This is a genomic window from Psychroflexus longus (genome assembly GCF_020164595.1).
Taxonomy (GTDB): Bacteria; Bacteroidota; Bacteroidia; order Flavobacteriales; family Flavobacteriaceae; genus Psychroflexus; species Psychroflexus longus.
Window position 1 is genome coordinate 21,546 of sequence record NZ_JAIQZE010000002.1, and the last position, 23,516, is coordinate 45,061.

The window sequence follows — 23,516 nt, forward strand, 5'->3', positions numbered from 1 at the left end:
AGTGACTAGTGATTGGTGAAATTGAATTAGTCTTTGAGTTGTTGAGTTTATGAGACGTGAGTCTTAGGTCTTGGGTCAAATGTACTTCCCTAAATAACGTTGACCGTTATAATTCATGATTCGATATTGGATATTGAGTATTCAGTGTTTTAATGTGGTGAAATACAATTTCATTTTGATTAGAATTCAAGGTAGATGTAGCGGTATTTGATATTAATTTATATTTTTAGCATCAAATCTATGTGAAATGAAATTTATCCTCAATTTCTTTAAAGTCGTTGTTGTGTTTTTAGTTTTACTCGTTGCTGTCCTTTATATCACAGACACAGATTACCTGATTAAAGCGGTTCGCACCATCTACTTGCAAGGGCATACAACAGCCTTTCTGGAGGATTATAAGCGTTTTGATAATCAGGTGATTGAAACGGGAACAGCTCAAGCCTGGCCAAAACATAAAGAGTATAACTCGGTAACCGAAACCGAAACACTTCAAAAAGCCAATCAGGATTGGGGAACTGTAGCTTATGTCATCATTAAAAACGATAGCATTTACTTTGAAAACTATTATGATGGATACGACGCCAACTCAAAATCTAATTCGTTTTCCATGGCAAAAAGTTATGTATCTGGCTTATTAGGAAAAGCTATAATGGAAGGTCACATCAAAAGTTTAGATCAGCCTGTTTGCGATTTCTTACCTGAATTTTGTGAGGGTAAAGCTGCAAAAATGACGGTTGGTGATCTATTGAGTATGGCTTCGGGCACCAATTGGGACGAAGCTTATTATTCGCCTTTGTCCATCACCACACGTGCCTACTTTGATGATGATTTACGTAAAGTTATCAACGGATTAGAGGTAGTGAACACTCCGGGGCAAGCTTTCAAATACGCCAGTGGTGACACCCAAATGCTGGCCATGGTACTTGAAAAAGCTACAGGTAAAAAAATGTACGATTATCTTGCTGAAAGTTTTTGGAAACCTTTGGGATCTCAAAATTCAGCTTTATGGCAAGTGGATAGTGAAGAAGAAGATCTTGTGAAAGCGTATTGCTGTATAGCTAGTAATGCTAAAGATTTTGCGCGTCTTGGTAAGTTGTATAAAGACCACGGAAAATGGAATGGACAACAACTTCTGGATTCTGCTTTTGTTGCAAAATCCATAACTCCTCGTTTTCCTTCTAGTCCGGAATACGGTTATGGATGGTGGTTGAAAAACCAAGACGAGAAAGACTTTTTTATGATGCGTGGTCATCTTGGTCAATACGTCATCGTTCAACCCGATGACAACATAATTATAGTTCGGTTAGGACATCAAAAATCTCCTGATGCTGGTATTGGGGTTTATACAGAAGACATTTCGTTATATATCGACGAAGCCTATAAAATGATGAATCAGGAGAAAGGGTAGTGGAAAAATTCAATTTCAAAATTGAAATTTAGAATCTATAGCCAATGTAGATATCACCCGTAGCTAAAAATTCATTTGGGCTTTCTCCAAGTAAATTTCTTCCTACACCCAATTTGAGTTGAAACACGAATCCGGTTGAATTTACCCACTTAGATCCAACAGCAAAACCCGGAGCTATTTCGAAAAAAGTATCGTCATTTCTGACGAAGTTGCCCTGCTGATTATAATTAAAACTGTCGTCTTCTCCAATGTGGAAATAAGAAAAAGCTTCTACAAAAAAACCACGGCCTTTAAATTCGGGGTTTTTCCCGAAATAAAAGCGGTAATAAGGAATAAGGCCAAATTTTTCGTAGTCGATATCATCGTCGAAGTTTACCATAAGAGAAACCCCATAACCCGAGGTTTGCGAGTTGACATATTCATAACTTACGTCCAAAAACCCACTAGCAAGAAGCTTAATTGCCCCCAACCTGAGTTCGTGTACTTTTTCGTAGTTATCTTTTGAAATGGAATCTGCAATTTCAGACATTTCTTTTTTCTGTGCAAAAGAAAAGAAGACAGTAAAAACTACTAAAACAAGAGTGATTATCGATTTCATAAATTTGATTTTGATTAGTTACTGCTAATATATAGTAAAGAGAATTTGATATTAAGATATTTTCTATCTAAAAATTTAGTTTTTAGGGAAATTGAATATTAAATACCAAAAAGAAATACGTAATTTATTCGAAATCGTTGATAATGCTCAATTTTTTAAAAACGTAACCTGACTTTTCGACAAGCCCTGCGCTCCCGATAGAAGTGAAAACCCCGCAAAGGCAGAGCGCTCCAGGTCGATCTTGAAGCGCTTGACCAGAGGAAAAGCCGCTGCATGATTTAGACCTGCAAACAAGGCCTGCGGAGTTGTAGCGGATAGCGGAGAATAGCGCCCATAAAATTAATTTGGTGCACAGTCGTTATAATGCTATAGTTTTATATTTTTACCAAAATTTATTGAGTGGCTTCTTCTTTTGAAAAATACCAAAAACGACGATTGATTACCTCCTATTTCTCGGTGGTCATCAGCATTGCTTTGGTGCTGTTTTTGGTGGGTTTGCTTGCCTTGTTGGTGCTAAATACCAAGAAAGTGGCCGACCATTTTAAAGAACAAATCGCCTTATCGATCTACCTCAAGGACACCGCGAAAGAGGTGGAAATTGATCAGTTACAGAAGTCTTTGGCGCTGGCAGAATACACCAAAAGCATAGATTTTGTATCCAAAGAAGAGGCGGCAAAAGCGTATAGCAAGGAAATAGGTGAGGATTTTATGGAGTTTTTGGGATATAATCCTTTGCAAAATTCTGTAGATGTGTATTTTAATGCCGATTATGTTTCTGAAACTAAAATTGCTGAGATTTCCAGAGACTTAAGCGAAAAGGAATTTGTAGATGAAATCATTTACGACAAACCCCTGATTGCCTTACTTAACGACAACATTAAGCGATTGAGCTTTTGGATCCTTGCGGTGAGTGGATTGCTAACGTTCATCGCTGTGCTACTTATCAACAGCTCAATACGACTTTCGGTTTACGCAAAACGGTTTACCATCAAAACCATGCAAATGGTTGGGGCAACCAAGCGTTTTATCCGTAAACCATTCATATTAAAAAGCGTGAAATTGGGAATTATTGGATCGACCATTTCTTTGATTGGGATGGGCGTGGTCTTATATTACTTGGACCAAAGTTTTCCTGAGCTTAACCTCATCAGTGATGAAATCTTACTGGCTGCTATTTTTGCTGGTGTGCTTGTTCTGGGAATTTTGATTTCCTGGCTAAGTACGTTTTTTGCCACACAGCGCTTTTTGAATTTAAAAACCGACGAATTGTACTACTAATCATATGGGAGAAAGTAAACGAAAGAAAGAGGCCAAAGCCAACGAAAAATTTATTTTTGAAAGAGATAATTACAAGTTCATGATCATTGGTCTGGCTGTAATTGCCTTTGGATTTATCTTTATGGCCGGAGGCGGCAGCGACGATCCGGATGTGTTTAACCCAGAAATATTTAGCTGGAGACGTATTAGGCTTGCCCCTACTGTGGTGTTGATTGGTTTTGCGATCGAGATTTATGCCATTTTACTCAAGCCTAAGTCTGCTAAGTAATGGATGTATGGGATGCGAGTATCCTTGGAATTATCCAGGGCTTGACTGAATTTTTACCTGTTTCGTCCAGCGGCCACCTAGAATTGGGAAAGGCTATTCTCGGAGATGACAGTTTACCTAAAGAGTCTTTGTTACTGACCGTCATTCTTCATTTTGCAACGGCTTTGAGCACGATTGTAATTTTCAGAAAAGACATTGCTGAAATTTTGAAAGGCTTATTTTCCTTTAAGTGGAATGAGGAAACCAAATTTTCACTTAAAATCGTCATTTCGATGATTCCTGCTGCTTTGGTAGGCTACTTTTTTGAATCTGAAATGGAAATCCTATTTGGTGAAAACTTGATTTTGGTTGGCTTTATGCTTATTGTCACCGCACTTTTACTTTGGCTAACAGACAAATCTAAAGCTACTCAAAAACCTGTTTCTTATACTAATTCTTTTGTGATTGGTGTTGCCCAGGCTATTGCCATCTTACCAGGTATTTCCAGAAGTGGAGCTACCATTGCAACTTCTGTTATTTTAGGAAATGACAAATCCAAAGCGGCTCGCTTTTCCTTCTTAATGGTCGTGCCTTTAATCTTTGGAAAAATAGCTAAAGACATTGCTAGCGGTGAGATCTCAACTGACAATGCCAATCTGCTCATCTATATTGTAGGCTTTATCGCTGCATTTGTTTCAGGATTATTTGCTTGTACGTGGATGATCTCGATTGTCAAGCGAAGTAAACTAAAATATTTTGCGATTTACTGTTTTATTGTTGGGGTCGGATCTATCATTTTTACTCAAATAAATGGATAAATTGACTCTCGAAAATATCAAAGACGGTCAGGTTTTATTGTTTGACAAGCCTCTGCACTGGACTTCGTTTCAGGTCGTGAACAAAGTGAGATGGCTCATCAAGCAAAAATTTGGATTGAAGAAAATAAAAGTTGGTCACGCCGGCACTCTGGATCCTTTGGCAACCGGACTTGTCATTTTATGCACAGGGATGGCCACTAAAACCATTGAATCATTGATGGGACAAACCAAGGTATATACGGGAGAATTAACCCTTGGCGCTACCACGCCTTCGTATGATCTGGAGACTGAAATCGACAAAATCTACGAGACTACTCATATCACTGAAGATCTGATTGAAGAAGCTTTGAAAGCTTTTCAAGGAGACATTATGCAGAAGCCTCCTGTATTTTCAGCCTTAAAAAAAGAAGGCAAGCGACTTTATGAATTTGCCAGAAAAGGGGAAGAAGTAGAAATCCCGAAACGGCAAGTGCACATTGATCATTTTAAAATCACAGAAAACAATTTACCAAAACTCAACTTTGAAGTCCAATGTAGCAAAGGCACTTACATTCGAAGTTTAGCTTTTGACTTTGGTAAAGCTTTAGATTCTGGTGCTTATTTGTCTGAACTTCGACGCACTCAAATTGGGGATTACACTGTTGAAGATGCCCTTTCTATTGAAGACTTTGAGAAGATGTTGAATGATTAATTTGATTGGACCAGGCAGTTGACCAAATCCTCCGCAATATTTTTGCCTTTGTCCTGGTTGTACCATTTCTGAAGGGTGATTTTGAATTCATCTCTCAATTTTCCAAATTCTGCTTTTTCTTTAGCAACCAAATCTGCAGCTTCTTTTGGCCGTGGACCCCAGGTAAATAAAATTCGGTTTTCATCGAGATTGAAAGAAACCATTTTAGGAATGGACTTCCCGCCATTGGTCAAAAATTCATTCATCAACTCCTCATTTTCGTCTCTTAAGATCAATTTGAAATCGATAAGCGGATTGATATCAGCTATCTTTTTCATAATGGGAATCACCGGAGCTGCGTCTCCACACCATCCTTCGGTAATCACCAGCCAGGTCTGTTTTTGACTAACTTCTTTTACCTTTTGAATTTGGTCCCCTGTCAATTCTGAAGTTTTCTCCCAGCGTTTCATTCGGTTAAAACCGAGCTTGGAGTAATTCAAATAAGCTTCATTTTGTGTATACCCTGTTGATTTTCCTTCTTTCAAGAGATTTTCCACAAGGTCTTTATATTCTGAATAAGAAAGCGTTTTATCTAAATGCTTTCTTATGATTTCAATTTTATGTTGTTGAGACATATTCAGTATTTTTAAGGTTTAGTCGAAATTAATTTGAACTACAATGACAAAAGTAAAGTGCGACTGGTGCAATAACTCTGAAATCTATGTGAAATATCACGATAAAGAATGGGGCGAGCCTGTTTACGAAGATCAAAAGTTTTTTGAAATGTTGGTACTGGAAAGTTTCCAGGCGGGACTAAATTGGTTAACGATTTTGAAAAAAAGAGAACACTTTAGAGAAGCCTTTGATGATTTTGATAATAAGCTAATCGCTCTGTATTCTGATGCTAAAGTCAAGGAATTACTCAACAATGAAGGCATCATCAGGCATAGAGGCAAAATTGAAGCAACGATCAATAATGCAAAGGCCTTTATGTCAACTCAAAAGGAGTTTGATTCCTTTTCAAATTACATTTGGAGCTACGTGGATCACCAACCTATTCTGAATCATTTTTCAACTTTAAATGAAGTTCCAGCTCAAACCGATTTAAGTCAAAAGATTTCGAAAGACTTGAGAAAACGAGGCTTCAAATTTCTAGGACCTACAACAGTTTATGCTTTTATGCAAGCCACAGGTATAGTAAACGATCATCTGACCTATTGTTTTAAACATAAAAAAAATGCCTAATTGCTTAGGCACTTTATATAGTTTGGAGTGAATACTATTTAGTTACTCACCACTTCAGTTTTTCCGTTATTGGTTATTTTAACTTCGGCAATTCTACTGTTGTTATAGTTTACTTCAGTTTTCTCACCATTATTCCAGAATGTCCATTTTCCAACTTTCATTCCTTTGTTATAATTAGCTTCTGTAATTGTATTACCATCTCTATCAAAAGATTTCCATTCACCGTGAAGTTTATCATTTTTGATAAATCCCATTTGGTGTACTTCACCACTTTCGTAATATATAGTCACTTTTTCTAAATCTCCTTCTTTCTCTGTTTTCACCAGGTTATTTTCAGTCTGAGCAAAAAGTGAAAAACTCATTAAAAATACCATTAAAAGGGTGCTAAATGCTTTCATATCTTTTTTATTTAATTCAAATATACAGATAATTTACGTTTAAAATACATTGAGTTAACATTAAATTTACATTGAGTCGCTAAACACCCGTGTATCATGACTTTTACTTAAACAAATTAAGTGATATTATTAATATGACTTTAATCAAAAATTTCTTTTACATCTCATCGATAAGACCGTTAACTTCTTATTTTTGCAAATTGTTTCATAAATCAGTTGACATGTATAGAGATCACAATAACAGCGAGTTAAATATCTCATCTTTAAATAAGAGGGTGACTTTGTCTGGCTGGGTACAAAAAATAAGAGATAAAGGATTTATCATTTGGGTAGATCTGAGAGACCGTTATGGCATAACTCAACTTGTATTTGACTCTGAACGTACATCCAAAGAAATTATGGAACAGGCCAGAGAATTGGGACGAGAATTTGTGATCCAAGTTGAAGGACAAGTATTGGAGCGAGAATCCAAAAATGATAAGATTGCAACAGGTGAAATAGAGGTTCTGGTGGAGAAACTCACCGTTTTAAACACCTCTGAAACCCCTCCTTTTACCATCGAAGACAAAACTGACGGTGGTGAAGACTTAAGGATGAAATATCGCTACTTAGATATCAGGAGAAACCCAGTGAAAGATAAGCTGATCTTCAGAAGTAAAGTTTCGATGGCAGTAAGAAACTATCTTTCTCAGCAAGATTTTGTGGAAGTAGAAACTCCTTACCTCATCAAATCCACTCCGGAAGGTGCTAGAGATTTTGTTGTACCAAGCCGAATGAATGCTGGACAGTTTTATGCTTTACCACAATCTCCACAGACATTTAAGCAACTCTTGATGGTTGGCGGATTAGATAAGTATTTTCAAATCGTAAAATGTTTTAGAGATGAAGATTTGAGAGCAGACAGACAGCCAGAATTTACTCAGATTGACTGCGAAATGACTTTTGTAGAACAAGAAGATATTTTAAATACTTTCGAAGGCTTGACTAAGCATTTGCTCAAAGAAATCAACGGAGTGGAAGTTGAAGAATTCCCTCGTATGACTTACGATGAAGCCATGCAAACCTACGGAAATGACAAACCAGACATCCGTTTTGAGATGAAGTTTGGCGAATTAAATGCCGTCGCTCAACATAAAGAATTTAAAATTTTTAACGAAGCAGAGTTGGTCGTAGGTATCGCCATTCCTGGAGCAGCCTCTTATTCCAGAAAAGAAATCGATAAACTCATAGATTGGGTTAAACGACCACAAGTCGGTGCTAAGGGCATGGTTTACGTGAAATATAATCAAGATGGAAGTCTAAAATCTTCGGTGGATAAGTTTTATGACGAAGCTGACCTTGAAGCCTGGGCAGAACAAACCAATGCAAAGCCAGGAGATCTAATATGTGTTTTATCTGGTGACGCCAATAAAACAAGAGCTCAACTAAGTGCCTTGAGAATGGAAATGGGTAATCGCCTTGGATTGAGAAACCCAGGTGTGTTCGCACCTTTATGGGTCATAGATTTCCCTCTATTGGAATGGGATGAAGAGACTCAACGTTATCACGCGATGCACCATCCGTTCACCTCTCCGAAAGTTGGGCAGATTCCATTATTAGCGACAGACCCAGGAGCTGTAAAGGCAAATGCCTATGATTTGGTCTTAAATGGAAATGAAATTGGCGGTGGTTCCATTAGAATTCATGATCAAAAAACACAATCCTTGATGTTTGACTATCTTGGGTTTACAAAAGAAGAAGCAGAAGCTCAGTTTGGGTTCTTGATGAAAGCCTTTACCTTTGGTGCTCCTCCTCACGGCGGTATTGCCTTTGGCTTGGACAGACTCGTTGCCATTCTTGGAGGTCAAGAAAGCATAAGAGACTTTATAGCCTTTCCAAAGAATAATTCTGGAAGAGATATTATGATTGATGCACCAGCACCAATTGATGAAGAGCAGCTCAAAGAACTTGATTTGAAGTTGAGAAGCTAGTCATCTTTACAGAATTACCGGAAGTAAATTTTGCTTTTTTACATAAAAGTTTTCTTCATGATACTTTAAAATATGAGTCGTAAAAAGTTAAATCTTACATCTTTAGGGAATAAGACCATGAATTGGTTAAGAAATTTTCTGACCAAACAACAGATTCTTATTCTGCTTAGTGCTTTTGTGGGATTAGTATCAGGGCTCGTAGCCGTGACTCTGAAAAACTTAACCTATCTCATTCAATCTTTACTAGGGGGTGGCTACATCTCCAATTATCATAATGCGTATTATTTTGTTTTTCCGTTAATAGGTTTGACTATAGTGTATCTGTTTTCGAAATTTATTTTAAAAAAAGATATTGGTCAGGGAATATCGACAACACTATATTCCATTTCCAGGAGGAAAGGATTTATGCAAAAGTTTCAGAACTATGCCTCAATGATTGCTGCTCCAATCACTTTGGGATTTGGTGGTTCTGCAGGTCTTGAAGCACCAACAGTAGTGTCGAGTGCAGCTTTGAGTACCAGCTTTTCAAAATACCTCAACTTAACGCAAGCTTCAAGAACCTTGCTTATAGGCTGTGCAGCGGCAGGTGCCATGTCCTCTATTTTTCAAGCGCCCATAGCCGCCATCATTTTTGCCATTGAGATTTTTAGTTTAGACCTGACTTTGGTTTCCATGATTCCGTTATTAGTAGCTTCTGTATCCTCTATTTTGACCTCGTATTTTTTCTTTGGGTCAGACATTATACTCCACACTCAGCTAGAAAAAGCATTTAGTATTGGTGATGTCCCATTTTATTTGGCTTTAGGGATTTTTACGGCTCTTGCTTCTATCATATTTACTAAAGTATACATGTATACTTTTAAAAAATTCAACACTATTGATCATAAAATCAATCGCATCTTAATTGGTGGTATAGTTCTAAGCTGCATTTTATTTTTCATTCCTCAGATTTATGGTGAAGGCTATGCGACTGTGAATGAACTTTTGGCTGGAAATCATGACTTGATAACCAATAACCGATTTTTAAAAGGTTGGGACATGACATGGATGGTCATTGTCTTTTTGCTTTTGCTCGTCATATTTAAAATGATAGCTACATCCGTAACCATTGCTGCTGGTGGTATTGGTGGGATTTTCGCACCGGTTTTATTTATAGGAAGTATGATAGGACATAGTTACGCTTTAGTGATTAATGCTTTAGGAATTACTAAAGCACCTTTATCTGTAAGTCAATTTACACTAGTAGGCATGGCAGGTTTGATGGCTGGTGTTATGCATGCGCCTCTCACCGCCATTTTCCTTATTGCTGAAATCACAAGTGGATATAGCCTATTTATCCCATTGATGATTACCGCAGCCATTTCATATGTCATCACCAGTCAATTTCAACCTAACTCAGTTTATACTTTGGAATTGGCAGAACGAGGAGATTTGGTTACTCACAATAAAGACCAGGCAGTGCTTACTCTTATGGATATTGAACAAGTCGTAGAAAACAATTTTGAAATACTTACAGACAACATGAATCTTGGCCAAATCGTTAACGAAGGCGTGGTTAAATCCAATAGGAATATTTTTCCTGTGGTAGACAAAAACAATATCTTTAAGGGAATTATACTTCTTGATGATATACGTACTATCATGTTTGATAAATCTTTGTATGAAGAAATGACAGTTACTTCCCTAATGCAAAGAGCTCCCGATATCATAGATTTGAAAGAATGCAGAATGAATCATATCATGAAAAAGTTTCAGGACACAGATGCCTGGAATTTACCCGTAGTGAGAGATGGAAAGTATGTCGGTTTTATATCTAAATCCAAATTACTAACAGCCTACAGACAAAAATTAATCGAAGTGACCGTTTAGAATTAAACTATGAGAGCATTAATAAAATTGGTTTTTATATTGATAGCAGCTGGCTTTATCCTGGGTGCGTATTTTAAAATTTATGATGAAGAATTGATTGGTGAGCGAATTATAGGCATATGCGTATTAGCAAGCGCTTTTGTATTGATGCCCCTATTTTTGGCCCACCGATGGAAAGGCAAACGTCTTCAGGATTATACACTTACCAAAGAAAACATTGACAGAATGAATAAAAAGGATACTGATAAAGACCAGAGAAAGAATAATGAATCCAATAATGATAAGGACTGAAAGCATTACCTTATTGAAAATGATTTATTTAAAGTAAAATTTTTAGATAAATGTGATACAGACCATTAATTTTAATTACTTTTGTATTATATTATTAATTATTATTTATTATTATGCAAGGTAAAGTAAAATTTTTCAATGAGTCTAAAGGTTATGGATTCATTACAAACGACGAGACAGGAGAAGATATTTTTGTACACGTCACAGGACTTAATGGAGAATCTCTAAACGAAGGAGACGAAGTTGAGTACACAGAAGAAGAAGGAAGAAAAGGAATGAACGCTACAGATGTACGTTTGATCTAATCATATAAACATTTTTTTTTCAAAGCCTTAAAATGCCACTCAAACGAGTGGCATTTTTATTTAAAGAACTTACCCAAATTAAATGCTTTCAAAAACTAATTTCAAAACAATAGTTTATTGACTTACCCCCTATTTGATGCCAGTTTTGAAACCAGTAAGTTATAAATAGAAAACAGGAATCATGTAATTCATCGGTATTCAATTCGCGTAGATTGATGATTTGAACATCAGAGAAAGCATTAACTTAACTATGAACCCGTTCGAAATACTTTTTAACTGTAACTATTCATGACTATTGTGATTAAAGAAACATCACATAGATTTATAAGATAAGATTACTGGGAAAATGACTTCTAATAGAAACAAAAAAACTCCTTTAAATTAATAAAGGAGTGGTATCAATATAAAAATAAAAGAGATTACTCTACTACTTCTGCGTCTTCAGTGTTGTCAATTAAAACTTGACCCCTGTAAAACATTTTACCTTCGTGCCAGTGTGCTCTGTGAAATAAGTGAGCTTCGCCAGTGGTTGTATCTGTAGCGATTTGAGGCATCTTAGCTTTGATGTGTCCTCTTCTCTTATCTCTTCTTGTCTTCGATATTTTTCTCTTTGGATGTGCCATTGCTCAAGTATGTATTTATTCGTTTAGTAATTCCTTTAATTTATCCCATCGAGGATCTATATCCTCTTCTTTATCTTCTTTTTGATTTGATTTTGGCTTTAACTCTTCTAATTTTTCAAGAATGTCTGATTGAATCGTACCATCTTCTACACCAGGATGTATCCTTTTAGCTGGTAAGCCTAGAACAATACCTTCATAGATGTACTGCTGAACCCCCACCTCATGCTCTCCTTGCGGGAGAATTAATAATTCCTCATTATCATCGTTATATTCATCTCCAAACTTCACAACTAAAGACAAATGATTATCTATTTCTTGGTCGTAAGGTTCAAGAGTAACATCACAATTTACATTAACGTGACCTGAGAAGTCGAATTCCAACTCCAGCATATTTGCTTTTTTGGTAAATTCTAAGTCTACAGCAACGTTAGAACTATTAAACTCCTGAAAATCAAAAAGATCAAAGAACGCATTATCAATCTTAAAATCAAATCTGTGCTGCCCCTCCTTCAACCCTACAAAGGGTATAGCATAAGCTTTAAACTTCCTCATACAACATCAGTTTTGAGCTTGCAAATATATTAAAAATTAGTAATAATCCTTATAAAGATTTGATAATGATTTATAAAGGATTTTTAGTTAGCTCCAGGTATTGCATTCGATTCTTAAAAATTGAAATCGACATGAAAATAGCTTGTGTAAAAGAACTGCATTCTGCAGTGCCTTTACCGGCAATATCAAAGGCAGTTCCGTGATCTGGAGAAGTCCTGATGCGATTAAGACCTGCTGTAAAATTGACTCCGTTTCCAAAGGATAAAGTTTTAAAAGGAATCAAGCCCTGGTCGTGGTAGGCAGCGATAATGGCATCAAAATTTGCATTGTTTTTAGACCCAAAAAAACTATCTGCTGCATATGGTCCAAAAACAAACTTCCCATTTTCAACAAATTTCTTGATCGCTGGTTTTATAACTTCATCGTCTTCTTTACCTATAACTCCTCCATCGCCAGAGTGTGGATTTATTCCTAAAACCGCAATTTTTGGTTCTCGCACATTGAAGTCCTTTTTGAGAGATTCGTGAATAGCATTTACTTTTTTATCTATAAGCTCTTCTGTAATCCTTGAGGAGACATCTTTCACAGGAACGTGGTCTGTTAATAAACCTACTTTAATATTATCTGAAACCATAAACATTAAGCTGTCTCCTTTGAGCTCTTGAGCTAGAAAATCTGTATGTCCTGGAAAATTAAAATCCCCTGACTGTATGCTATTTTTATTAATAGGCGCTGTAACAAGCGTATCGATATCTTTTTTGGCTAGAGCTTGGGTCGCAGCCCTTAGAGATTTAATAGCATATCCACCAATGGCTTTGTCCTCTTCACCAAAGTTGACTTTTACGTTTTCTTTCCAAACATTCACAACATTAATTTTGCCTTCTATAGCATCTTCAGGTTTGGATATTCCGTGAAATTGTAGCTTAATTTTAAAATAATTTCCGAAAAAAGACATCATCTTAGAGTTTGCAAAAATCACAGGCGTAAAGAGCTCAAGTACACGGCTATCTTGTAAAGATTTCAGAATAATTTCTGGACCAATACCATTCATATCCCCAATACTTATTCCCACTCTTGTATTTGACTTCGTTTTCATAAAATTCCTCTATTTTTGCAGTAAACAAAGGTAACGAAATAATCTACAATTATGTTTACAGGTATTATTGAGGAAGTAGGAACGATCTCAAAAATTGAGTCATCTGGAGGGAATATTGATTTTACAATAAAGGCCAATTTAGCCAATGAGTTAAAGGTCGATCAAAGCGTTGCTCACAATGGAGTGTGCCTGACTGTTGTTGATGTTACAAATGATACTTATAAAGTGACAGCGATAGATGAAACTTTGAATAAAACCAACCTAAAGCAGCTTAAGGAAGGGCATCAGATCAATCTCGAAAGGGGTATGAAAATGAATGCTCACTTAGATGGACATATTGTTCAGGGCCATGTGGACCAGGTCGCTACCTGTGAACGTGCAGAAACTAAAGATGGAAGCTGGGAATTTACATTTTCCTATGATCCCAAACTTATGAATGTTACTATAGAGAAAGGTTCTATTACCATTAATGGGGTTAGCCTAACGGTCGTCAATTCAAAATTGAATGAATTTAGCGTTGCCATTATTCCTTACACTTATGAAAATACTAGTTTCAAAACCTTAAAAAAGGGCGATATTGTTAATCTAGAATTTGATGTTATAGGAAAATATGTGAAGCGATTGATGGAAATGCAGTCCTTATAAATTAATCGTCCAATGATACATCATTAACTAGTATATTGAAAAGATCTGCTTTGGATTTGAGCAGTTTTTCAAATACTTTGATTTCTTTTAGCCTCGAGTCAATCAATTTTACTTCTCTGGAGTTGATTAAAAACACTGAGCTTTCTCCAAAACTAAATTTGCGCTCCTCTGCTTTTAAAAGAGTTGAGGTGTCTTCTACGATAGACTGAAATGTGTTAAGCTGAGTAATGTAAGAAAGGATTTCACTTCTTGAAGCCTGAATTTTATTTTGTAGTTGAAGGGCTTCAAAATCTAGATCCAGCTGAGCTTCGTTGACTTTAATTTTAGCAAGTTTCAGGTCTCCCCTTTCTTTTCTCAAAAAAAGCGGAAGCCTAAAGAAAATCCCAGCCTTATAGTCTTCGGTATTGAAGTTTTCAAACTCCCCTACACGCTCATTAATAAAATTATACTCCAAGTCCAGTTGTGGCTTTAACATTTCTGCCTTTAAGCGCTGATTAACTTCCAGCTGGTCTATTTTGAAATCCAAAGCTCGAATCTTTGGGTGCTCCTCCAATACAAAATCTTCCAGCTGAAGCAGATTGGTACCCAGAACAGGATCCAAAGAATTTTCATCCAGGGCTTGAGGCACCACAAATGGTCCCAGTTCTAAAGGAATAAAATCTTCGAACCATAAAAAGTTAGACAAAGCCAGTCTGCTCTTGATCAACTTTAGGTTAGCCTGTTCCAGACTTAATTTTCTTTCCTGAACTGTTATTCCAGCTTCAAGAGTATCTATGGTTGGGATATCTCCGGCTAGGGCACTTTCCTTTATACCTTCAAAACGTACTTCTGCCCGGTCAACAAAATTATCAAATAATGACACTTCTCGGCTGGCCAGATACCAGTCCAGGTAGGCTAATACAGCTTCAGAAAGCAATTGATTAAGACGAATATCACGCTGAGCCTGGCTTAAATCCTGCATGATTTTAGCCTGTTTCAAATCGGCCATTCTTTCGTTGATAAATAAACCCTGCCCTACAGGAACAGAAACTCCTGCACTATAAAGACCGTCGTCAGGAACCACATTCTGAGGATTTAAAAACGAACCCTGATTTTGCTCATAACCCGCCTTTACTTCAATACCATACCAGGTTGGTATTTTGAAAGTCGAGTTCAGAATGTCGTAATACTCAGTTCCTTTAAACTCTTTATTTTTCCAATCTACAGTCACCTTAGGATCAAAAGCTCCTCGAGACTTCAGCAATTTGGCCTGAGCTGTAGAAATTTCAAAATTGGCTAACTGAGCAATAGGGTGATACTCCTTGACGTAAGCTAGAAACTCATTTAAGCTAAAGACGTTTTGCTCTTCTGCTAGCTGCACATCTTGAGCTATTCCTGGCAAAGTCCACAAAACACTAAATACTAAGATGAAGTTGCGAATCATTTAGATGTATTTTGATTCTTATCTACACTTTTATTGGAATCCTGTGGCATATAATAGTCTGGAGGGAATCCATTGATCTTTCGCCATATTTCATACCACACAGGAACGTCGTTAAGCAAAGCCATAGTTCTGGCTCCAGAACCTGCTCTTACTACATCTGGCCATTCTTTTTCCTTAGGGTCTTCTTTAATCAAGACTCTGAATTTTCCTTTTTGTGGATCCATGGTTCTTGAGACTGCTACAATTTCTCCGCCGTAGGTTCCATAAGACAGATTAGGCCATCCAGAGAAAAAAATTGCAGGCCAACCATCAAAAATAATACGAATAGGTTCACCAGGATGTAAAAGAGGCAAATCAATAGGGTCTACAAAAGTCTCTACAGCAAGATCAATATCCAAAGGCATAATACTGACGATCTGGGTCCCTTCTTTAAAGGTCTCCCCAATTCCGCTCTGGAGAACTTTATTAACAAAGCCAGACTGTGGAGCTTTTATATAACGCATCCCCGATCGTACCGTAAAGTTAGTAAATTCGGTTTCTAACTTAGTACGTTGAGCTTCGGTATCGTACTGCCCAGAGAGAGCAGAAAATTTATCACTTTCTGCCTTGGATATTTTGTCTTGATAGCCAGCTTTTATACTTGATATTTCTATTTTAGCATTGATAACTTCATTTTTGCTGGATAGAAGCTTGTTTTTTTGCGAAATTATTTTAGCCTGACTATTCTGCAACATTAAACGTTTAGCTTCAAGATCAGTCACCGCTTTAAGTCCCTCTTTTTCTAAACTTTCTGTTCGCTCAAACTGACGTTCAGCAATCAAAAGCTGAGTTTTTGCAGCCTCTACTTCAATACTATCGCTTTCTACTTTTAAGTTAGCCTGGATAAGTTTATTCTGTGCCTGTTCCAACTTTAATTTTCGCTCTTCTATCAAAGCTTCTATTTGAAAGTTTAAGGCCTTGACCTTTTCGACATAAGAGTCTAAAGAAAAATTCTTTGCTGTGATTTGGGATTGCGCTCTCTGAAGTAAATCCGGATCAAAGAATTTATCCTTTATTTCAGAGATATGAAGTATCGTATCTCCCTTCTCTACGATTTGTCCCTCTCTTACATACCACTTTACTATTTGCCCGGAAATTGCAGACTCAATGGATTGAGGCCTTTGGTTTGGCTCTAAACTTGTCACGTATCCTCTTCCTTGAACAATTTGAGTCCAAGGCAAAAAAAGTATTGCCAAAAGAACCACCCCAAAGATCGTCATGATCTTATTAAAGGTAAGGAAGCGATCCTTATGAAAGGTAAATTCCATTGATTTATACTTGGATAAATCAACCTTTTCGTTCAGTTTAAGTTTTGATATATCAAGCATATTATTCTTTTATTGTCATTTCACCATTATCCATATAAAGGAAACGATTACATTTCTCTTTCCAAATTTCTTTAGTACTTATGACTGCTAAAGCCCAAGGTCTATCTGGTTCTGTAAGAAAATCAATAATTGCTTTGGACTCTTCGTCTAGCAGATCCTCTGTGGGATCTTTTAGAACCAGCAACTTCGGCTTTGAGGCAACTGCTCTAGCAATCATTATTTTTTTATTAACCGTATAAGGGAGTTGTCTTCCTTCAGAATAAATAATTGTTTCCAAACCTTTATCCTGAGATTTGACATAATCGCTAAGCTGCAATTTTTTCACCAATAATTGCACATAATCCATAGATATATCTGGGTTATTGAGTGTTATATTTTCAAGTATGGTCCCTTCAAAAGTTCTATTGCTAGGAAAATAGTGACCTGCAAAATCTCTAAAATAAGTAAGATCAACATTTTTCAAATTGAAATCATTTACAAAAATATTACCTTCTATGTTATCAATGAGCCCCACAAGAACCCTCAGAAGTGAAGACTTACCAGAACCAGGTGTACCTTTTACTAGTATTAAGTCTTCTAGGTTTATTTTGATATTTATATTTTTAAGTATCTTCTCTTTACCCAGGGTAAGGTTGATATCTTTATATTCGAAAATAAAATCTTGCGTTTTATCGAAAGGTTTATTACCTCCCTGGCGCTCTATCGAAATATCCGTGACCCTTCCAAGTTTCTCTATACCTGCAAGTAAACCGTAGAGATCTTCGAGGCCCTTAATCAATTTTTCTACAGAGTTTATCATCAAAACAATAATGATTTCTGCAGCTACAAATTGCCCTATATTCATCTGCTGGTTTATGACTAAAAGCCCCCCTACGATGAGGAGTGCAGCGGCTACAATCACTTTAAAAGCAATCATTTTAAAAAACTGAAACCTTAACACCCGGAAATGTTTTTCTCTGGCGTTCAAATACTTAAGGCTTGTCTCATCGTTTCTTTGTGAGGCATAAGAAAAACTTTCTGACACTTTAAATCCTTCAATACTTCTAGAAACTTCTTGGATCCAGTGCGCGGTTTTATACTTAAAACTTGACTCCATCAAGGATTCTTTTACACCTTCTTTCAGGGATAATTTAAAGATTAGGTAAAAAAGCAAAATCAATAAAAACCCAAAAAAGACAAAAAATGGATGATAGAGAGAAAGCAAAATCAATCCAAAAAAGATTTGAATAAAGGCACTGGAAAATTCAATAAGCAATTTTGGCAATGATTTTTGAATGGTCATCACATCAAAAAAACGATTGGCTAATTCTGGAGGATATTCATTTTGTAAGGCAGAGTATTCCATTTTTGGAAACCTGTAAATAAGCTCAAAAGAAGATCTTGCAAAAATTCTCTGTTGTAAATCTTCACCGATTCTTAGCTGCATGTACCTTAGCACTCCGGCAAAAGCAACACTGAATAACACAACGCCTGTAAGGAGAATAACCGAGGCATTAAAGCTTCCACCCACAATTATATTTACAATTGCCTGTATACCAAGTGGCAAACCAAGCTCTACAAGACCAGCAAAAACGGCATAAAATAAGATTTTAAAAACGGACTTTCTTTCAAGACTTAAGAGTCTCCCTAGCCTAATCCATGGGGTTTTAGTATCTGTGGCCATATATTAAGACATTAATGTTTTGGTCAGTAAATCTTTATAAAATAAATATAGATTATCTTTTGAATGGCAATCGGTTAAGTTATGAAAATGTTCTGATAAGAAGTACTGATTTAGCGAACCTTCTATAATGACGGAAGCCAAACTTTTACTAAAGGAATAATCTGAATTGACCTCGACGATCATCTCAGACAATCGAGAAACTAATCTTTTGTAAATGCTGAAACAGCCAGCTTCATTTTCTTCATCCACCAGTTTGTGGTGATAAGCCTTTACGAATTCTGAATTGAGAATGTGTCTCAACTTTTGTCCTTCAATTTCAAAAGAAGTGCATTTTGTTTGCGGTGTACTAAACAAAGTTTCTACAGCTTTTAATAATTTTTCTAAGCTGCCAGACATATTATTTGTCTGTACTACCATCTGAAATTCCATAATTCCCCAATAAAGGGACGAAATGTATAAAAGAAGGCGATGTTTATTTTCAAAGTACCTGTAAATCGAGCTTTCAGTAGAACCAATTACCCTTGCTAATTTTTTGAAATTGAACTCTTCAATTCCATTAGCATCAATGAGATCGATGCTCGATTTTACAATATTGATACCCAATTGAGAACTCTCAGGATCCTTAAGATATAGAGAAGAATTAATATCAACTCTAAGATTGGATAGTATGTTATGCATAAATCAAAATTAAAATCGCAAATATAATAGTAATACTATCATTTAATACTCACTCAAAATATTAAATATTTCTTTATAATATTTAACTAAATGTTAATTTTGTTAAAGAATTTAATTCAAAATAAAAATCAGATTAAAATTAAAATCAAGGCCTAAACGCTTTCTGCACAGGACTGAAAAATGCTTAAACTGTGAGAAAAATCTGGATATTTCCGATCGGTTTTGCTCTTACTGCGGTCAAAAAAACTCTTCTAAGGCTTTAAACCTTAAAGAGCTTTTGATGGAATTCTTCTCGGGAGTGATTTCTTACGATTCACGATTTAGAAAAACCATCAGTGCATTGATTTTTAGACCTGGTAAATTAAGCAGAGAATATATCATTGGAAAGCGCGTTGGCTACGTCAATCCCTTTAGATTCTTTATAAGCACAGCTATCGTTTTCTTTCTTGTTGTAAGCTGGATCAACAAGGAAGAATTAAGTGATTATAAGACTATTTCGAAAGAAGATAGTTCAGACCTAAGTGAAAGTTTTAATTATGTATTTGATTTTGATGATGAAACTCCTGCGTCTAAGATTCAAAGTTATCTAGAAGAAAATCCAAAGTCTTCTTATGCAAAAACCATAGAAGCAACTGGAGAAGAAGATAATCTTACTAATAGATTGAAATTTGATTTTCTTAAAGGTTACTCGAGGTTACAAGATAATCCGAAAGCATATTTGAATTTTCTTCTGCCAAAATTTCCTTTTTTTCTATTCTTTTTTGTTCCGATTTTTACACTATTCAGCATTTTGTTCTATATCAGAAGAAAAATTCCTTATACGCATCACCTCATTTTCAATTACAACCAACAGACTGTTTTTTTGATATTACTTCTTCTGTACACTGTAATAAATTTTGTAGATCTATGGATATGGGTATTAATTTATATGTTCTACTTATATAAGTCAATGAGAAAATTTTATGCTCAAAACAGATTCAAAACCATTGTAAAAGAATTCATAATGATTAATTGTTATTTTTTTAGCATTCTGCTGGTGCTGATGAGTTTTTCAATTTTGAGTATTTTGTTTTATTAAAGCTTAAATAATTATTTTGAAGCTAGTTGAGAAACCATAAAAGAGACTTCTCTTCCAATTTCCATAGCACGTTCCAGGTATTTTTTATCCTGTAATTGAGTAGTATCAAACAGTTTTGGATCTTCATAAGGTGAAGCAAATCTGGATAAAGCTCCAGGGATAAACGGGCAATTTTCGTCGGCATGCGAACAGGTCATGATGGCTAAAAAATCTTGGTCTGGATTTTCAGGATTATCAAAGACTTTAGAAAAACAAGTTGTAGACCTTTGCTTTCCAAACTTTACATTATACCTGGGATTCGCTTCAGTTGTCGTTGTCCTTACCTCAAATCCCATGGTTTTCAATGCAGTTACCGAATTGGGATGTAGTGCAGTCACTTCGGTCCCACCAGAAAAGGCTTCAATCACAGACGACATTCCGTAAAATTCTGCAGCAACATTCGCCCAAATCTGCCCAAAATGACTTCTTCTAGAATTGTGCGTACAGATGTAAATCAGTTGAGCTTTGCCTGTATTTTCAATTTGAGAATCTATTGCAGAGGCAATCTTTTCTAGTATTTGTTTTCTCTCTGCTGAAATTGAATCGCGTTCAGTTTCAAGTTTTCTACAAAGTTTTTCAATTCTAGGAAACATAAATGATGGTGTTTGGTGAAGAATAAAATTAAAGCTTAGTACCTCCATTTATTCGCAATAGCGACTAAAGATAACATGATAGGGACTTCTATAAGAATCCCAACCACAGTCGCCAAGGAAGCGCCAGAGTTAAGACCAAATAATGAAATTGCCACGGCAACCGCCAATTCAAAAAAATTGCTCGCTCCAATCATAGCCGATGGTGCGCAAACATTATGTTTCAGTTTGAGATATCTGCCCAAAAACCAAGTGATGAAAAAGATAAAATAAGTCTGAATGGCAAGCGGAACGGCAATCAGTAAAATATCAAACGGGTTGTCCAGAATTCTTTGTCCTTGAAAAGCAAAAAGTAGAACCAAAGTGGTAATTAAGGCAATCATGGAAACGGGTTTCAATTTTGCCAGAAAAACAGAATTGAACCATTTTAAACCGTGTTTTTTGATTAAATACTTATTGGAAATATAACCCGCTACTAAAGGAATCACGACAAAAATAAGTACCGAATAAATCAAAGTATCGTAAGGAATCTCAATATCGGTAACGCCTAGAAGCAATCTTACTATCGGAATAAACAACACAAGCAATATCAAATCATTCAAAGACACCTGAACCAGTGTGTAATTTGCATCGCCTTTGGTCAGATAGGACCATACAAATACCATTGCCGTACAAGGGGCTGCTCCAAGAATTATTGCGCCAGCAATATATTGCTGAGCGTCCTCAGGATTGAGGTAGGCACTAAAAATCTGGTCTAGAAATAACCATGCAAAAAAGGCCATAGAAAATGGTTTGACAAGCCAGTTGATGACCAACGTCAATCCAATTCCTTTACTGTTTTTGGTGACATTTTTAAGCGATGAAAAATCGATTTGAACCATCATTGGGTAAATCATCATCCACACCAAGATGGCGACTGGAAGATTGACTTTGGCGACTTCCAACTCGCTTAAAAATTCTATGGAATCTCCTGCAAATGTTCCTATTCCTATACCTGCTATGATGGCTAAAGCCACCCACAGAGTCAAATATCTTTCAAACTTTCCCATTGGTATTTATCTTCGTTTTTAAGAAAAAAATTAACAACATCCAGACTCTGGTGTACAACAAGAACTTTGCTCTGCAGCTTGTGGTTCAGGAATACCACACTGGTCCTTGGCAAGACAATCTGTGAGTGTTGAAATCAATTGAAATTTACCATCTGTAAAATCTAAGTGGTATTTACCAATAGTGTCTCCTTGATATTCCACTTCAACTTCCAATCTGTCATCTATAAAAAGTTTCTTTTCAGAAAGTTGGATAATGTTTTTTAGCTTTCTGGGCTGTAACCTGTGGTCAACATCATCTGCATTCCAAAGCTGAAAATTCACCACTTTTTCATGTCTCAGCGTTCCTCCACAATCGATGAAGTCTTTAGAAACCTGACCAACTTCTGTCACATGAAAATGAGAAGGAACAGTCGTTCCATCGGGCAATTGAAATTGCAATGTGTCTAGAGTAGCTAAGTGTTCTTTTACTTGTTTGAGTGTCATTTTATTTTGAGTTTATAGTTGTTATTATTTTTTGAGTTCTTGCAAAGTGTGCTAAGTTTTTTACTGAGTCCGTTAAGGCCTATTTAATTGATTGATAATTTAATAAGCCCATGCTTGTTATTTAGTGTGCTTTTCCTTGGCGTTCTTCGCGATTTCTTTTCATGCTTTGCGTGAAAATTTCAAAAGTGATTATACATTGTTTTGGTTCTCGCAAAGTTCGCTAAGCTTTACGCTAAGAACGCTAAGTCGTTTATAATTGATTAACAACTCGATGAATCCCTTCTTTTAGTAATTTAGTATTGAAATTTATCAATAGTCCTAATTTTTTATCAGATAACTTTAGGTAAGTTAGCAGTTGAGCAAAATGAACAGGTGCTAAGTTTTCTAAAGATTTAATTTCTAAAATTAATTTGTTCTCGACGACCAAATCAAGCCTGTAACCAACGTCCATCTTAACCTCTTTATAAACAAATGGCATAGGTACTTGATGCTGTATATTTAAACCTAATTTTTCTAAATCATATTTTAAAGCCGCTTCATATGTAGACTCTAATAAGCCAGGCCCTAGATTTTTATGTAATTCTAAAGCAACGCCTATAACCTTAAAAGAAAGTTCATTCTCAGTCATTTTATATAGTTTTAATTTTTACAATAAAGAGGTTTCCCTTGGCGTTCTTCGCAATTTCTTTTCGATCTTTGAGTGAAATTTTAGGAGTAATGATTTAAAATACTAACAACAATCTTTTGGGTTTGGATAACGGTCAAAAAGTTCGTTGAAAATCATTTTCATTTCGTACCATTTCTCTTCATTGATACAGTAGCAAACAGAAGTCCCTTCAATATTACCTTTGATGATTTCAGCGTTCTTCAATTCTTTCAAGTGCTGGCTAATTGTAGCCTGAGCTAAACCTAGCTCTTCGACTAAATCTCCACAAATACAGGAATTGGATTTCAATAAATATTCCAAAATTGCCAGACGTGCTGGATGTCCAAAGACTTTAGCCACTTTGGAAAATTCGTTTTGCTTTTCTGTAAAAAGATCGGATCGTGTCACTCCCATATCGTAATAATTAAATATTGCAATATTACGATAAATAAATAATACTACAAAATTTTATTAATATATTCAACTT

The 23,516-nt window shown here is 36.0% G+C and carries 27 protein-coding genes; 12 read left to right on the forward strand and 15 right to left on the reverse strand.

Going from position 1 to position 23,516, the window contains the following annotated elements:
• Window positions 1–247: 247 nt before the first annotated feature.
• Entirely contained in the window at window positions 248–1,408 is a 1,161-nt protein-coding gene (locus tag LB452_RS02790; protein WP_224460203.1) for a serine hydrolase domain-containing protein, read from the forward strand.
• A gap of 28 nt (window positions 1,409–1,436) precedes the next feature.
• On the opposite strand, the gene LB452_RS02795 is transcribed toward LB452_RS02790, so the two are convergent.
• Window positions 1,437–2,006, reverse strand: coding sequence for a hypothetical protein (locus LB452_RS02795; RefSeq protein ID WP_224460204.1), 570 nt, complete (start codon window positions 2,004–2,006; stop codon window positions 1,437–1,439).
• A gap of 399 nt (window positions 2,007–2,405) precedes the next feature.
• On the opposite strand from LB452_RS02795, the gene LB452_RS02800 reads away from it, so the two are divergent.
• From LB452_RS02800 to truB, 4 genes are read left to right on the forward strand one after another with little or no spacing between them, the layout of a single operon-like run.
• A complete protein-coding gene (locus tag LB452_RS02800) occupies window positions 2,406–3,284 on the forward strand; it encodes a cell division protein FtsX (RefSeq protein WP_224460205.1) in 879 nt (292 codons plus the stop codon).
• 4 nt (window positions 3,285–3,288) lie between these two features.
• Entirely contained in the window at window positions 3,289–3,552 is a 264-nt protein-coding gene (locus LB452_RS02805) for a DUF3098 domain-containing protein (protein WP_224460206.1), read from the forward strand.
• Window positions 3,552–4,349, forward strand: coding sequence for an undecaprenyl-diphosphate phosphatase (locus tag LB452_RS02810; RefSeq protein ID WP_224460207.1), 798 nt, complete (start codon window positions 3,552–3,554; stop codon window positions 4,347–4,349). Before LB452_RS02805 ends, LB452_RS02810 begins: the two co-directional genes overlap by 1 nt.
• The gene (gene truB, locus LB452_RS02815) at window positions 4,342–5,040 is read left to right on the forward strand and encodes a tRNA pseudouridine(55) synthase TruB (RefSeq protein ID WP_224460208.1); all 699 of its coding nucleotides are present in this window, start codon (window positions 4,342–4,344) and stop codon (window positions 5,038–5,040) included. Before LB452_RS02810 ends, truB begins: the two co-directional genes overlap by 8 nt.
• On the opposite strand, the gene LB452_RS02820 is transcribed toward truB, so the two are convergent.
• The gene (locus tag LB452_RS02820) at window positions 5,037–5,654 is read right to left on the reverse strand and encodes a thioredoxin family protein (protein ID WP_224460209.1); all 618 of its coding nucleotides are present in this window, start codon (window positions 5,652–5,654) and stop codon (window positions 5,037–5,039) included. The two genes, truB and LB452_RS02820, sit on opposite strands and share 4 nt — an antisense overlap.
• 43 nt (window positions 5,655–5,697) lie before the next feature.
• Between LB452_RS02820 and LB452_RS02825 the strand changes: the two genes are divergently transcribed.
• Entirely contained in the window at window positions 5,698–6,264 is a 567-nt protein-coding gene (locus tag LB452_RS02825) for a DNA-3-methyladenine glycosylase I (protein ID WP_224460210.1), read from the forward strand.
• Between the two features lie 38 nt (window positions 6,265–6,302).
• Here LB452_RS02825 and LB452_RS02830 read toward each other — a convergent pair whose 3' ends face one another.
• Window positions 6,303–6,662, reverse strand: a complete 360-nt coding sequence (locus LB452_RS02830; RefSeq protein ID WP_224460211.1) for a toxin-antitoxin system YwqK family antitoxin — start codon at window positions 6,660–6,662, stop codon at window positions 6,303–6,305.
• A 221-nt stretch (window positions 6,663–6,883) separates the two neighbouring features.
• On the opposite strand from LB452_RS02830, the gene aspS reads away from it, so the two are divergent.
• From aspS to LB452_RS02850, 4 genes are all read left to right on the forward strand, one after another.
• Window positions 6,884–8,632, forward strand: a complete 1,749-nt coding sequence (aspS, locus tag LB452_RS02835; RefSeq protein WP_224460212.1) for an aspartate--tRNA ligase — start codon at window positions 6,884–6,886, stop codon at window positions 8,630–8,632.
• Window positions 8,633–8,704: 72 nt separating this feature from the next.
• The gene (locus tag LB452_RS02840) at window positions 8,705–10,501 is read left to right on the forward strand and encodes a chloride channel protein (RefSeq protein ID WP_322965896.1); all 1,797 of its coding nucleotides are present in this window, start codon (window positions 8,705–8,707) and stop codon (window positions 10,499–10,501) included.
• Between the two features lie 9 nt (window positions 10,502–10,510).
• Window positions 10,511–10,792, forward strand: coding sequence for a cation diffusion facilitator family transporter (locus tag LB452_RS02845; RefSeq protein WP_224460213.1), 282 nt, complete (start codon window positions 10,511–10,513; stop codon window positions 10,790–10,792).
• A 113-nt stretch (window positions 10,793–10,905) separates the two neighbouring features.
• Window positions 10,906–11,097: a cold-shock protein gene (locus LB452_RS02850; RefSeq protein WP_262901867.1), complete on the forward strand. Its 192-nt coding sequence runs from the start codon at window positions 10,906–10,908 to the stop codon at window positions 11,095–11,097.
• A 419-nt stretch (window positions 11,098–11,516) separates the two neighbouring features.
• Here LB452_RS02850 and rpmF read toward each other — a convergent pair whose 3' ends face one another.
• The 3 genes from rpmF to pdxA all read right to left on the reverse strand — a co-directional run bounded on the left by rpmF (window position 11,517) and on the right by pdxA (window position 13,368).
• Window positions 11,517–11,720, reverse strand: coding sequence for a 50S ribosomal protein L32 (gene rpmF, locus LB452_RS02855; protein WP_093365270.1), 204 nt, complete (start codon window positions 11,718–11,720; stop codon window positions 11,517–11,519).
• A gap of 15 nt (window positions 11,721–11,735) precedes the next feature.
• On the reverse strand, window positions 11,736–12,272 hold the full coding sequence (locus tag LB452_RS02860; RefSeq protein WP_224460214.1) for a YceD family protein: 537 nt from the start codon (window positions 12,270–12,272) through the stop codon (window positions 11,736–11,738).
• Window positions 12,273–12,342: 70 nt separating this feature from the next.
• On the reverse strand, window positions 12,343–13,368 hold the full coding sequence (pdxA, locus tag LB452_RS02865; RefSeq protein WP_224460215.1) for a 4-hydroxythreonine-4-phosphate dehydrogenase PdxA: 1,026 nt from the start codon (window positions 13,366–13,368) through the stop codon (window positions 12,343–12,345).
• Window positions 13,369–13,419: 51 nt separating this feature from the next.
• On the opposite strand from pdxA, the gene LB452_RS02870 reads away from it, so the two are divergent.
• The gene (locus tag LB452_RS02870) at window positions 13,420–14,013 is read left to right on the forward strand and encodes a riboflavin synthase (RefSeq protein ID WP_224460216.1); all 594 of its coding nucleotides are present in this window, start codon (window positions 13,420–13,422) and stop codon (window positions 14,011–14,013) included.
• A gap of 1 nt (window position 14,014) precedes the next feature.
• On the opposite strand, the gene LB452_RS02875 is transcribed toward LB452_RS02870, so the two are convergent.
• From LB452_RS02875 to LB452_RS02890, 4 genes are read right to left on the reverse strand one after another with little or no spacing between them, the layout of a single operon-like run.
• On the reverse strand, window positions 14,015–15,436 hold the full coding sequence (locus LB452_RS02875) for a TolC family protein (RefSeq protein WP_224460217.1): 1,422 nt from the start codon (window positions 15,434–15,436) through the stop codon (window positions 14,015–14,017).
• Window positions 15,433–16,803, reverse strand: coding sequence for an HlyD family secretion protein (locus LB452_RS02880; RefSeq protein ID WP_224460218.1), 1,371 nt, complete (start codon window positions 16,801–16,803; stop codon window positions 15,433–15,435). The genes LB452_RS02875 and LB452_RS02880 overlap by 4 nt, the downstream gene beginning before the upstream one ends.
• Before the next feature lies 1 nt (window position 16,804).
• Window positions 16,805–18,466, reverse strand: coding sequence for a peptidase domain-containing ABC transporter (locus LB452_RS02885; protein WP_224460219.1), 1,662 nt, complete (start codon window positions 18,464–18,466; stop codon window positions 16,805–16,807).
• A gap of 3 nt (window positions 18,467–18,469) precedes the next feature.
• Window positions 18,470–19,144: a TetR/AcrR family transcriptional regulator gene (locus tag LB452_RS02890; protein ID WP_224460220.1), complete on the reverse strand. Its 675-nt coding sequence runs from the start codon at window positions 19,142–19,144 to the stop codon at window positions 18,470–18,472.
• Between the two features lie 280 nt (window positions 19,145–19,424).
• On the opposite strand from LB452_RS02890, the gene LB452_RS02895 reads away from it, so the two are divergent.
• Window positions 19,425–20,222 carry a DUF3667 domain-containing protein gene (locus LB452_RS02895; protein ID WP_224460221.1) on the forward strand — a complete coding sequence of 266 codons (798 nt, stop codon included), beginning with the start codon at window positions 19,425–19,427 and terminating at the stop codon, window positions 20,220–20,222.
• An 11-nt stretch (window positions 20,223–20,233) separates the two neighbouring features.
• Here the strand turns inward: LB452_RS02895 and LB452_RS02900 are convergent, their stop codons facing one another.
• The 5 genes from LB452_RS02900 to LB452_RS02920 all read right to left on the reverse strand — a co-directional run bounded on the left by LB452_RS02900 (window position 20,234) and on the right by LB452_RS02920 (window position 23,443).
• The gene (locus tag LB452_RS02900) at window positions 20,234–20,854 is read right to left on the reverse strand and encodes a low molecular weight phosphatase family protein (RefSeq protein ID WP_224460222.1); all 621 of its coding nucleotides are present in this window, start codon (window positions 20,852–20,854) and stop codon (window positions 20,234–20,236) included.
• Window positions 20,855–20,889: 35 nt separating this feature from the next.
• Window positions 20,890–21,900 carry an ACR3 family arsenite efflux transporter gene (arsB, locus tag LB452_RS02905; RefSeq protein WP_224460223.1) on the reverse strand — a complete coding sequence of 337 codons (1,011 nt, stop codon included), beginning with the start codon at window positions 21,898–21,900 and terminating at the stop codon, window positions 20,890–20,892.
• Between the two features lie 30 nt (window positions 21,901–21,930).
• Window positions 21,931–22,383, reverse strand: coding sequence for a DUF6428 family protein (locus LB452_RS02910; RefSeq protein ID WP_224460224.1), 453 nt, complete (start codon window positions 22,381–22,383; stop codon window positions 21,931–21,933).
• A gap of 250 nt (window positions 22,384–22,633) precedes the next feature.
• Window positions 22,634–23,011 carry a GxxExxY protein gene (locus LB452_RS02915; RefSeq protein WP_224460225.1) on the reverse strand — a complete coding sequence of 126 codons (378 nt, stop codon included), beginning with the start codon at window positions 23,009–23,011 and terminating at the stop codon, window positions 22,634–22,636.
• A gap of 102 nt (window positions 23,012–23,113) precedes the next feature.
• Window positions 23,114–23,443 carry an ArsR/SmtB family transcription factor gene (locus LB452_RS02920; RefSeq protein WP_224460226.1) on the reverse strand — a complete coding sequence of 110 codons (330 nt, stop codon included), beginning with the start codon at window positions 23,441–23,443 and terminating at the stop codon, window positions 23,114–23,116.
• Between the last annotated feature and the right edge of the window lie 73 nt (window positions 23,444–23,516).

Excerpts from the sequence above, each read along its gene's own strand:
- aspS (WP_224460212.1), top strand. The coding sequence starts at position 6,884 with ATGTATAGAGATCACAATAACAGCGAGTTAAATATCTCATCTTTAAAT.
- LB452_RS02875 (WP_224460217.1), bottom strand. The coding sequence starts at position 15,436 with ATGATTCGCAACTTCATCTTAGTATTTAGTGTTTTGTGGACTTTGCCA.
- LB452_RS02900 (WP_224460222.1), bottom strand. The coding sequence starts at position 20,854 with ATGTTTCCTAGAATTGAAAAACTTTGTAGAAAACTTGAAACTGAACGC.
- LB452_RS02830 (WP_224460211.1), bottom strand. The coding sequence starts at position 6,662 with ATGAAAGCATTTAGCACCCTTTTAATGGTATTTTTAATGAGTTTTTCA.
- LB452_RS02870 (WP_224460216.1), top strand. The coding sequence starts at position 13,420 with ATGTTTACAGGTATTATTGAGGAAGTAGGAACGATCTCAAAAATTGAG.
- LB452_RS02820 (WP_224460209.1), bottom strand. The coding sequence starts at position 5,654 with ATGTCTCAACAACATAAAATTGAAATCATAAGAAAGCATTTAGATAAA.
- LB452_RS02860 (WP_224460214.1), bottom strand. The coding sequence starts at position 12,272 with ATGAGGAAGTTTAAAGCTTATGCTATACCCTTTGTAGGGTTGAAGGAG.
- truB (WP_224460208.1), top strand. The coding sequence starts at position 4,342 with ATGGATAAATTGACTCTCGAAAATATCAAAGACGGTCAGGTTTTATTG.
- LB452_RS02895 (WP_224460221.1), top strand. The coding sequence starts at position 19,425 with ATGGAATTCTTCTCGGGAGTGATTTCTTACGATTCACGATTTAGAAAA.
- LB452_RS02840 (WP_322965896.1), top strand. The coding sequence starts at position 8,705 with ATGAGTCGTAAAAAGTTAAATCTTACATCTTTAGGGAATAAGACCATG.
- LB452_RS02825 (WP_224460210.1), top strand. The coding sequence starts at position 5,698 with ATGACAAAAGTAAAGTGCGACTGGTGCAATAACTCTGAAATCTATGTG.
- LB452_RS02845 (WP_224460213.1), top strand. The coding sequence starts at position 10,511 with ATGAGAGCATTAATAAAATTGGTTTTTATATTGATAGCAGCTGGCTTT.
- rpmF (WP_093365270.1), bottom strand. The coding sequence starts at position 11,720 with ATGGCACATCCAAAGAGAAAAATATCGAAGACAAGAAGAGATAAGAGA.
- LB452_RS02910 (WP_224460224.1), bottom strand. The coding sequence starts at position 22,383 with ATGACACTCAAACAAGTAAAAGAACACTTAGCTACTCTAGACACATTG.
- pdxA (WP_224460215.1), bottom strand. The coding sequence starts at position 13,368 with ATGAAAACGAAGTCAAATACAAGAGTGGGAATAAGTATTGGGGATATG.
- LB452_RS02885 (WP_224460219.1), bottom strand. The coding sequence starts at position 18,466 with ATGGCCACAGATACTAAAACCCCATGGATTAGGCTAGGGAGACTCTTA.
- LB452_RS02920 (WP_224460226.1), bottom strand. The coding sequence starts at position 23,443 with ATGGGAGTGACACGATCCGATCTTTTTACAGAAAAGCAAAACGAATTT.
- LB452_RS02915 (WP_224460225.1), bottom strand. The coding sequence starts at position 23,011 with ATGACTGAGAATGAACTTTCTTTTAAGGTTATAGGCGTTGCTTTAGAA.
- LB452_RS02795 (WP_224460204.1), bottom strand. The coding sequence starts at position 2,006 with ATGAAATCGATAATCACTCTTGTTTTAGTAGTTTTTACTGTCTTCTTT.
- LB452_RS02790 (WP_224460203.1), top strand. The coding sequence starts at position 248 with ATGAAATTTATCCTCAATTTCTTTAAAGTCGTTGTTGTGTTTTTAGTT.
- LB452_RS02880 (WP_224460218.1), bottom strand. The coding sequence starts at position 16,803 with ATGCTTGATATATCAAAACTTAAACTGAACGAAAAGGTTGATTTATCC.
- arsB (WP_224460223.1), bottom strand. The coding sequence starts at position 21,900 with ATGGGAAAGTTTGAAAGATATTTGACTCTGTGGGTGGCTTTAGCCATC.
- LB452_RS02850 (WP_262901867.1), top strand. The coding sequence starts at position 10,906 with ATGCAAGGTAAAGTAAAATTTTTCAATGAGTCTAAAGGTTATGGATTC.
- LB452_RS02810 (WP_224460207.1), top strand. The coding sequence starts at position 3,552 with ATGGATGTATGGGATGCGAGTATCCTTGGAATTATCCAGGGCTTGACT.
- LB452_RS02805 (WP_224460206.1), top strand. The coding sequence starts at position 3,289 with ATGGGAGAAAGTAAACGAAAGAAAGAGGCCAAAGCCAACGAAAAATTT.
- LB452_RS02890 (WP_224460220.1), bottom strand. The coding sequence starts at position 19,144 with ATGCATAACATACTATCCAATCTTAGAGTTGATATTAATTCTTCTCTA.